At 48.1% G+C, this 1943-nt stretch carries 3 protein-coding genes; 1 reads left to right on the top strand and 2 read right to left on the bottom strand.

Going from position 1 to position 1943, the window contains the following annotated elements; all coding sequences use genetic code 11:
* The first annotated feature begins 221 nt into the window (after positions 1-221).
* Complete coding sequence (locus ACRCZA_RS00895; RefSeq protein ID WP_438672607.1) at positions 222-581, top strand: TraR/DksA family transcriptional regulator; 360 nt, start codon at positions 222-224, stop codon at positions 579-581.
* Between the two features lie 215 nt (positions 582-796).
* Here ACRCZA_RS00895 and ACRCZA_RS00890 read toward each other — a convergent pair whose 3' ends face one another.
* A complete protein-coding gene (locus ACRCZA_RS00890; RefSeq protein ID WP_438672606.1) occupies positions 797-1468 on the bottom strand; it encodes an alpha/beta hydrolase in 672 nt (223 codons plus the stop codon).
* A gap of 169 nt (positions 1469-1637) precedes the next feature.
* Positions 1638-1865 (bottom strand): DUF3389 family protein, encoded by a 228-nt coding sequence (locus ACRCZA_RS00885; protein ID WP_438672605.1) that lies wholly within the window; start codon positions 1863-1865, stop codon positions 1638-1640.
* Between the last annotated feature and the right edge of the window lie 78 nt (positions 1866-1943).

Genomic DNA, 1943 nt, shown 5'->3' with positions numbered 1-1943 from the left:
TCGGCCAAGTACCGGCCGATAATCAGCAAAGGCGGCAGAACACTCAGTGCGGAGGCGGCAAATTGCGGGTAAAAACGGTATAAATTCAATCTTCATGCTGTTTTTAAGTGATATTCCCTCAAAAAACCGGGCAATCTTGCGGATCGTTGATCTTTATCATAGTCACTCATAGCGGAACTATTAGACTGTCGAGTCAGAGTCACAAAAACAGGCAATTCTACGTGAGTACCACCCATATCAGACAAGTTTTGTCAGAACTTGAAGCAGATCTAAGGATAGAAATTGGCGAGCAGCCGCTGTTTCTTGCCGTTCTTGGCCCTCATTATGTCACGCAAAGCTTAGGCGAACTGATCGACACATTAGCCCAAAGCCACTTGGCCGAACATCCGCTGTTTTGTCGTTTAAATCAGCTCGATGCCGCATTTTGTCAACTCGACTTAGGCCTCTACGGGCTCTGCGCCGATTGTGAAACTGTGATTGATGCTAAGCGTTTAAGTCACAATCCGACCGAACAGCGTTGTGCCACCTGCGCCGAGCATTACCAACACGAACATCGCCATGAGTTACGCTTAAGCCATTGACGGATGCGTTGTTAGGCTCACAAGCCTAACATCATCCATACGGCAAGGTATCAAGCGGTCTTTGTCTCAGTGCTGCACTTTTTATGCCATGTTCAAATGTTCCATGATCAAGTGTGTCATGTTCAACTGCGCCATGATCAATCAAGTATGCCATGATCAAGATATTTCAATAAGATCACGCTATCCACACCGCATCATCACATTCTAAACAGCAATTACTCAGCAACACACGCCAATAACCACCGACCAATATCCAGTAATTGGTTAGGTAGCACCGAATGGGGCATAGGATAGGTTTGCCATTGGAGTGGATAGCCCGCGGCGGTTAATGCTTCTTTCGCTAATATCCCAGCCGATAAAGGCACGACATCATCCTTGAGCCCGTGTTGCTGCAATATGCGAGTATGACGATTCGCGGGACTTAACTGCGCCGGCAACGCATCACCACCGGGTAAGTAACAAGAGAGCGCCATGATCCCCGCTAAGGAGTGCTCACAACGCAGCCCGGTGAATAGGCTCATCACCCCTCCCTGGCTAAATCCCGCAAGCACGATGCGCTGACTGGGAATGCCTGAGGCTATTTGCTCATTTATCAATGCCTTAATGCGCTGCTCCGAAGCGAGTACCCCAGGCATATCCGCTCGATCATGCAAATCCATGCTCTTAATATCGTACCAAGCGCGCATGATATAGCCGCCATTGAGCGTCACCGCTTGCTCAGGCGCATGGGGGAAAATAAAGCGGAAAGGATGATCGGCCGGTAATCCTAAGGCTGGTACAACAGGGGCAAACCCCGCGCCAGAATCCCCCAGTCCATGCAGCCAAATCACTACGGCCGTTGCCGGACCCTTAGGCTCGACGACAATCGCTTCAAGCACACTACTCATAACCACTTCTCCATTTTTTATTTTACGATGAGACGCATTCAGTCAGATCTTTGCTCATGCCTTCAATGAGGTTCAGTAGAAATTGGGCATTGGATCATCCCACGCCCAAATCCCACACAAAAATACCATCTAAAATCAATAATTTAATTAGATTCTGTGCGATGCGGCATTATTGAGCATCTATGCCTAATACCGCTTGAATAGCACTTAACTGGTAACTGGAGTCTAAAACAAGACTCCAGCGCACCCCGCCACCGTCAGCAATTAACATCGGTGGTTGACGTCTTAAACCGATATCTTCGGCACTGGCCTGCAACACAATCTGAGCACCAAGTAGCCTCACTTGCAGCTCCTGCTCGGTGACGATGATTTTACCCTGTGAAAAATCTAACACCATATTGATAACCCAACGGCGAAAAAGGCGGTCATCATAGCAAACTTGTTGGCATTTACCGATAACAATCAAGAGCTAAAA

It is taken from the genome of Shewanella sp., from assembly GCF_051658185.1.
Taxonomy (GTDB): Bacteria; Pseudomonadota; Gammaproteobacteria; order Enterobacterales; family Shewanellaceae; genus Shewanella.
The sequence above is the reverse complement of the archived record's forward strand: the minus strand, read 5'-3'. Positions and strand labels throughout refer to the sequence as shown.

What these genes read in the sequence shown, in the direction of transcription:
- ACRCZA_RS00890 (WP_438672606.1), bottom strand. Translation starts at nt 1,468, where the DNA reads ATGAGTAGTGTGCTTGAAGCGATTGTCGTCGAGCCTAAGGGTCCGGCA.
- ACRCZA_RS00885 (WP_438672605.1), bottom strand. Translation starts at nt 1,865, where the DNA reads ATGGTGTTAGATTTTTCACAGGGTAAAATCATCGTCACCGAGCAGGAG.